Source organism: Pseudomonas sp. PIC25, from assembly GCF_002286785.1.
Classification (GTDB): Bacteria; Pseudomonadota; Gammaproteobacteria; order Pseudomonadales; family Pseudomonadaceae; genus Pseudomonas_M.
In genome coordinates this window covers 22,663-28,973 of the sequence record NZ_MUJY01000130.1, presented here as the reverse complement: position 1 = coordinate 28,973, position 6,311 = coordinate 22,663, and the positions used below count along the sequence as shown (strand labels likewise).

General features: G+C 64.5%; 7 protein-coding genes and 1 pseudogene. 3 read left to right on the top strand and 5 right to left on the bottom strand.

All coding sequences use genetic code 11. From position 1 onward, the window contains the following. The 3 genes and pseudogenes from glyA to BZL41_RS16260 form a co-directional block, all read right to left on the bottom strand. Positions 1-141: pseudogene (glyA, locus tag BZL41_RS16270) on the bottom strand (serine hydroxymethyltransferase); the annotation flags it as partial. A gap of 165 nt (positions 142-306) precedes the next feature. Next, positions 307-1,071, bottom strand: coding sequence for a TraX family protein (locus BZL41_RS16265; RefSeq protein WP_095600275.1), 765 nt, complete (start codon positions 1,069-1,071; stop codon positions 307-309). 115 nt (positions 1,072-1,186) lie between these two features. Then, entirely contained in the window at positions 1,187-1,489 is a 303-nt protein-coding gene (locus tag BZL41_RS16260; RefSeq protein WP_095600274.1) for a hypothetical protein, read from the bottom strand. Positions 1,490-1,928: 439 nt separating this feature from the next. Here BZL41_RS16260 and BZL41_RS16255 point away from each other — a divergent pair, with 439 nt between their 5' ends. From BZL41_RS16255 to BZL41_RS16245, 3 genes are all read left to right on the top strand, one after another. Continuing rightward, positions 1,929-2,978, top strand: a complete 1,050-nt coding sequence (locus BZL41_RS16255) for a low specificity L-threonine aldolase (RefSeq protein ID WP_095600273.1) — start codon at positions 1,929-1,931, stop codon at positions 2,976-2,978. A 105-nt stretch (positions 2,979-3,083) separates the two neighbouring features. Then, a complete protein-coding gene (locus tag BZL41_RS16250; protein ID WP_095600272.1) occupies positions 3,084-3,716 on the top strand; it encodes a glutathione S-transferase family protein in 633 nt (210 codons plus the stop codon). Between the two features lie 101 nt (positions 3,717-3,817). After that, positions 3,818-4,027, top strand: coding sequence for a hypothetical protein (locus BZL41_RS16245; RefSeq protein WP_084336071.1), 210 nt, complete (start codon positions 3,818-3,820; stop codon positions 4,025-4,027). 268 nt (positions 4,028-4,295) lie between these two features. Here BZL41_RS16245 and BZL41_RS16240 read toward each other — a convergent pair whose 3' ends face one another. Continuing rightward, the gene (locus tag BZL41_RS16240) at positions 4,296-4,598 is read right to left on the bottom strand and encodes a hypothetical protein (protein ID WP_095600271.1); all 303 of its coding nucleotides are present in this window, start codon (positions 4,596-4,598) and stop codon (positions 4,296-4,298) included. 299 nt (positions 4,599-4,897) lie between these two features. Next, positions 4,898-5,998 (bottom strand): glycine-betaine demethylase subunit GbcB, encoded by a 1,101-nt coding sequence (gene gbcB / locus BZL41_RS16235; RefSeq protein WP_095600270.1) that lies wholly within the window; start codon positions 5,996-5,998, stop codon positions 4,898-4,900. Positions 5,999-6,311 lie beyond the last annotated feature (313 nt).

The following is a 6,311-nucleotide window of genomic DNA, read 5'->3' as shown; positions in this document are numbered from 1 at the left end:
CTGGGCCTGCATCACGCGCTTGCTGGTGTAGTTCTCGGAGGCGATCAGCTCGATGTGATCTTCCTGACGTTGTTCTTCCGCGTTCATCGCGGCGAGCAGTTCGTCGTCGTAGCCCTGGATTTGGTCTTGCTTGCTGAACATCGCGGGTCTCCCGGCGCTGGCACGCGTATCAATGAGGGGTTGTCCTTGGAGGCGATGGTATGGCCGGGCCTACGCAGCGGTATGCCTGGGGACGCCACGGGAGAATGCGTTTGCGACATGGGGCGTCGCCAACGGACAACCACGGTCCCGCGCCGGTTTATCCCCTCAGCGGACCAGCCACTCGCGCAGCCCCCAGAGCGCCAGGAAATGCCCGGGATAGAGCAGGTACGCCCAGCGTCGCATGGGCGGCACCGGGAAGCGTGGTGGATGACGCAACAACCACAACCCGATGAAAGGCGCGACGAAACAAGTAGCGATCACCAGCCAGGCGAACGGCTGCATGGCCCATGCCCGGGCGTAGATTTCCCACCAGTAGTTCGCCGCCAGGCAGATCATCCCGGGCAGCAACGTCCAGCCTTCGCCACGCAGTGCCAGCAGGAAGGCGGCAGGCAACACCGCGCCGAAGAGGCCGAACATCAATTGCTCGTGGAACCACGCGGCGAGCAGCAAGGCGGCCAGCCCCAGGCCCCGGTCCAGCCGCTCGGGCCGCGCCATGGCATTGGCGATCAACATGCCGAGGGCGAGGGTCGGCAGCACGTTGAGGCTTCCCGGCCACTCCACCAGCAACCGGTAGGGGAATTCGGACAGCACGGCGAAGACCAGCAGCCAGCCCAGGTAGCGCACGCGGAGCGGCGAATGCCCCGGCACTACCGGACGCGCGACGTTCACCGCAATGGCCAGGCAGAAGAAGGGAAACGCCAGCCGCCCGGGAACATAAAGGAATGCGGTCTCGAACCAGACGTGGCGCAAGTGATCCAGCACCATGCTGAGCATGGCCAGCCACTTGATCAGGTCGAGTGCCGCATCGCGCGGCAGGGGAACGGCCCGCTCCGGGCAGGCCGTCAGGTGGGAAACGTCGTGCTGCAGCATGGCTCCGCCGTGTCGAAGGCTATCGCGGCAGCATAGTCGCATCCGCCGGCCCGCGAGGCATGTACGGCAAATCCGCCGGTTTCCCTCACGGGCCCGGCTCGCCAGGCGGCACGCATTACTCCTGGTTCAGCTCGCTCAGGCAACTGCTCGAGGCACTGACCAGGCGCTGCTGCATTTGCGGTGTGATGCCCGTCTTGCTGTGCAGCTCTTCCATCTCGGCTTCGCTGAACTCATCACTGACCTTGTCTGCAGCGCATTCGCAGTAGTCCTTCGCAGCATCTTCGCCATGGGTGGCCTTGGAACTGGCCACACATTCCTTGATGAAGTCCGCCTTGCCACCGGCGGGCCAGTCGGCAGCGACAGCCGGCAGGGTGACGGCCAAGGAGGCGAACAGGGCGAGCAGAGGGTGATAGCGCATGGGAACACTCCTTTTCGAAAGGCGGCGACAAGCCGAACGCTTGTGCCCTTAGTTCTGAAACCAGAATAGCGGCTGGAGTTCCTCGACAAGCCCGGCGGCTTACACACAGCCACGGTGGACAGGCCTGTGGACAAGCTGTCGATACCTCGCTACGGCCCGCAACTTGGGGCGTACGCCGCGAAGCGAGTGTTTTATGAACGATTTCAAAGGCTTGCCGCTTCGGTTTTCGCACAGAAGCTGTGTACCGGGCTGTGCATAACCTGTGCGTTCCCTGCGCTAGCCCAGGCATTCCGCAGCCTACGAAAGAATGTCCGGTTTTTGTCCAAGGCGTTGGCTGCAACAAGTTGTCGCTTGCACTCACTCTCCCGGCCCGGGCCTGGCGTAAAGTACCGCCATCCGCCCGACCGCGACGGCGGGCGACCGAGACAAGGAATCAGGCATGACAGACCCGACCCAACAGTTCGCCAGCGACAACTACTCCGGTATCTGCCCGGAAGCCTGGGCCGCGATGGCCGAAGCCAACCACGGCCACGAACGCGCCTACGGCGAGGACCAATGGACCGCCCGCGCCGCCGACCACTTCCGCCGATTGTTCGAGACCGACTGCGAAGTGTTCTTCGCCTTCAACGGCACCGCCGCCAACTCCCTGGCGCTGTCCGCCTTGTGCCAGAGCTATCACAGCGTGATCTGCTCGGAGACCGCCCACGTCGAGACCGACGAATGCGGCGCCCCGGAATTCTTCTCCAACGGCTCCAAGCTCCTGCTGGCCGCCACCCAGGCCGGCAAGCTGACACCCGCGGCGGTGCGCGAGGTGGCACTCAAGCGCCAGGACATCCACTACCCGAAACCCCGCGTGGTGACCCTCACCCAGGCCACCGAGGTGGGCACCGTCTATCGTCCCGACGAAATCCGCGCGATCAGCGAGGCCTGCCGCGAACTCGGCTTGAACCTGCACATGGATGGAGCCCGTTTCGCCAACGCCTGCGCCTTCCTCGGCTGCTCGCCGGCGGAATTGAGCTGGAAGGCCGGCGTCGATGTGCTCTGCTTCGGCGGCACCAAGAACGGCATGGCGGTGGGTGAGGCGATCCTGTTCTTCAACAAGGCCCTGGCCGAAGATTTCGACTACCGCTGCAAGCAGGCCGGGCAACTGGCCTCGAAGATGCGCTTCCTCTCCGCCCCCTGGGTCGGCCTGCTGCAAGACGACGCCTGGCTGCACTACGCCGACCACGCCAACCGCTGCGCCCGCCTGCTCGCCGAGCGGGTCGCGGACATCCCCGGCGTCAGCCTGATGTTCCCGGTGGAAGCCAACGGCGTGTTCCTCCAGCTCTCCGAACCCGCCATCGAAGCCCTGCGCGCCCGGGGCTGGCGCTTCTACACCTTCATCGGCAACGGCGGCGCGCGCTTCATGTGCTCCTGGGACACCCAGGTCGAGCGCGTGGAACAACTGGCGGCGGACATCCGCGACGTGATGACGGCCGCCCGCGGCTGAGGCGGCTTCCGGCCGGAGGGCATGACAGCGCCGTGCGCTTCGGCCGACGTGCATCGTTCGGATTTTCCGCTAGGGTTTCTCACGTCTCGACGTGAGGAACCCGTTATGTCCGCCGACAACGATCTCGTCTTTCACCATGCGCCCAACACCCGCTCGACCGGCACGCTGATCCTGCTCGAGGAGCTGGGCGCTCCCTATCGCCTGCATCTGCTGAACATGAAGCAAGGCGAGCAGCGAACCCCCGACTACCTGGCGATCAACCCGATGGGCAAGGTTCCGGCCATCAGCCACAGGGGCGAGCTGGTCACCGAGCAGGCAGCGGTGTTCATCTACCTGGCCGACATCTTCCCCCAGGCCGGGCTGGCACCGACGCTCGACGATCCGCAGCGCGGCCCCTACCTGCGCTGGCTAGCGTTCTATGGCTCCTGCTTCGAACCGGCATTGCTGGACCGGGCGCTGAAGCGCGAACCGCCTCCCCAGGCGATGTCGCCCTATGGCGACTACGACACCGTGATGAAAACGCTCACCGACCAGCTGGCCAAGGGGCCTTATCTGCTCGGCGAACGCTTCACGGCGGCCGACCTGCTCTGGGGTGTCGCACTGACCTGGACGACCCGCTTCGGGCTGGTCGAAGAGACCCCGACGATCAAGGCCTATATTGAAAGGGTGAACACGCGCCCCGCCGTCACCCGCGCCAGAGCCCGGGACGCCGAACTGGCCGCCGGCCAGGAGGGCTGACCGCCCGCCTCCGCCCCCTCGGCGCACGCAGCGCCTTCCGATGGCCGGCGCTGCCATGCCACCCCGGTGACGGTCTAACCGGAAAACCCAAGGAGGCCGCCATGTCTTTCGACCAGAACGCATTCCAGACCCTGCTCCGCCAAGCCCGCGAACACGCTGACAACGCCGCCGCGCAGAACGATCCCCTGCTTTACCGCGACGCCTTCCTGGCCACTTTGCAGGCCTTGGAAATGGTCGCCGGAGAAGCGGGCGGCTGGCGTGAAATGGTGGTGAGGGCAACCGAGGAGTACATGGGCGACGAGGGTATCTGACCCGCTCGCACCCGGCTGGCTTACTCACAGTCGGCGTGGATGACTCTGTGGACAAGCTGTTCGCCTCCAGCCGCAGCCCAGAAGCCGCGCCATCTCTGGCGATCAGGCGATTTATTGAGCGATTTCAATGACTTGAGCATTGGTTTGCACACAGAAGCTGTGCAGCAGCCTGTGGAAAAGCTGTGCGGATACAAACGCAGGCCACGAATGGCGGGCCTTGGAGAAAGCTGGTCGTTTCCTGCGCAGCGCAGCGAGCGATACCCCTGTCTCAGGGCTGGCGTCGGCGCTCTCCTTCCTCATTCGGTTGCGTCCGGGGCGCAACGTCACGTTCCAGCCGTTCCCGCAACAGCGGCAGGGATTCCTGGCGAATGTTTTCCTTCGGCCTGGGCAGGTTTCGATTGCTGCCGTCGTTGATCAGCGGCAGCCGATCCGCCGGCGGGCGCGGCGTGATGGGAGCCGGCTGGCCATAGGGTTGTGGTGTCGGCGTGCCGGGAGAGCCGGGCGGCCGCTCCTGGGCGACCACCAACGGCGTGCAGAGAGCCAGGGCGAGGCAGGCGGCGGGCGCTTTCATCGTTCCTCCACGGAAACGGGTCTGCCCATTGGACCGCCGTTCGCCCACAAGGCTCAACTCGGCGTTATACCCACGAACGGTGGATCAACCTGTGGACAGGCTGTAGACAGGACGTCCAGGCCCGGAGCCTGCGCCATGTCTGGAGGATGGGCGTTTTTCGAGCGAATTCAGCCGGTTATGGCAACGGCTTGCCCACAGAAGCTGTGCAAAGCCCTGTGGGCAACCTGTGCAAGGAAGGCGGCGAGCCTTTCCGCACGCGGCCCGCAGGGTAGTGACTGTTTTATACGCTCTGCACGTACTCAGTAATCGATGCTGACGTCGCCCTTCGGCACGCTGCAGCAGGACAGGATGTAGCCCTCGGCCACGTCCTCGTCGGTGATCCCGCCGTTGTGCTCCATGTCGACATCGCCGGACGTCTTCATCACCTTGCAGGTGCCGCAGATACCCATGCCGCAGGCTTTCGGGATATGCAGGCCGAGCTTGGCGGCAGCGGCATGCACGGTCTCGCCGGGGGCGACGCGAATGCTCTTGCCGGTGCTGGTGAAGGACACCTGGTGCAGATCGCCCGCCGGAATTTCCGGTGCCTCGGCGGCTTCGGCGGCCAGTTCCCTGACCTCTTCGCTCACGTCGGCCGGCGTCGCCCCGAAGGATTCCTCGTGGTAGCGCTTCATGTCGAAGCCATTGGCTTCCAGCAGGCGCTTGACGGCATTCATGTAGGGCGTCGGGCCGCAGCAGAAGATCTCCCGCTCCTTGAAGTCCGGCGCGATCAGCTCCAGCATCGGCTGGCTCAGGTAGCCACGGTAGCCGGACCAGGTTTCGCCGATCTCGTAGCGCTCGCAGATCAGGTGCAGCTTGAAATTGTTGATGCGCGAGGCCATGTGGCGCAGCTCGCGGTGATAGATGATGTCCTTCGGCGTGCGGGCACTGTGGACGAACACCATGTCAACGTTGCCGTTGGTGTCGAAGAACCAGCGCGCCATGGACATCACCGGGGTGATGCCGACGCCGCCGCTGAGGAACAGCACCTTGTCCGCCGGAAAATCGATGGCATTGAACAGCCCCACCGGCCCGTGCACCGGCAGCACATCGCCCTCGTTGAGGTTGTCGTGCAGCCAGTTGGAGACCTTGCCGCCCGGTACGCGCTTGATGGTCAGGGAGAAGCTGTAGGGCACCGACGGCGAACTGGAGATGGTGTAGGAGCGCATGATCGGCTGCCCCTCGATCTCCAGCTCCAGGGTGACGAACTGGCCGGGCTTGAAGAAGAACAGGATCGGCTGGTCGGCCATGAAACAGAAAGTGCGCACGTCCCAGGTTTCCTGGATCACCTTGACGCAGCGCACCAGATGGCGGCCGTTGGTCCAGGTCTGGGTGTTGACCGGGTTGAGGAAGCTGTTCGACATGGCATGACTCCGCGCACAACGGCCGTCTATTCGGCCTCTTGTGGTGGATTCTGCGCAGAGGCCAGCCACCTCCGTTTACCCATTCGCGACATCCACATGCTTATCGCGACCAGCCCCCATGCCACCGGGCCTGCAGCGTCGGAAACGGATGCGGCCATGTCGCCCATGGACAAGGTTCCCGCCCTCGCCGACCCCACACTCGATTCCAGCCGGACACCATAAGGTTTCAACGAGCGATCAGCCCACGCCGGATAACAAAGGGCCTGTTCGCCGCCTTGCGTAGCACACCGAACAAGCCATTTACGCGACGGCC

Coding starts and splice junctions, on each gene's coding strand:
- gbcB (WP_095600270.1), bottom strand. CDS start 5,998: ATGTCGAACAGCTTCCTCAACCCGGTCAACACCCAGACCTGGACCAAC.
- BZL41_RS16255 (WP_095600273.1), top strand. CDS start 1,929: ATGACAGACCCGACCCAACAGTTCGCCAGCGACAACTACTCCGGTATC.
- BZL41_RS16240 (WP_095600271.1), bottom strand. CDS start 4,598: ATGAAAGCGCCCGCCGCCTGCCTCGCCCTGGCTCTCTGCACGCCGTTG.
- BZL41_RS16250 (WP_095600272.1), top strand. CDS start 3,084: ATGTCCGCCGACAACGATCTCGTCTTTCACCATGCGCCCAACACCCGC.
- BZL41_RS16245 (WP_084336071.1), top strand. CDS start 3,818: ATGTCTTTCGACCAGAACGCATTCCAGACCCTGCTCCGCCAAGCCCGC.
- BZL41_RS16265 (WP_095600275.1), bottom strand. CDS start 1,071: ATGCTGCAGCACGACGTTTCCCACCTGACGGCCTGCCCGGAGCGGGCC.
- BZL41_RS16260 (WP_095600274.1), bottom strand. CDS start 1,489: ATGCGCTATCACCCTCTGCTCGCCCTGTTCGCCTCCTTGGCCGTCACC.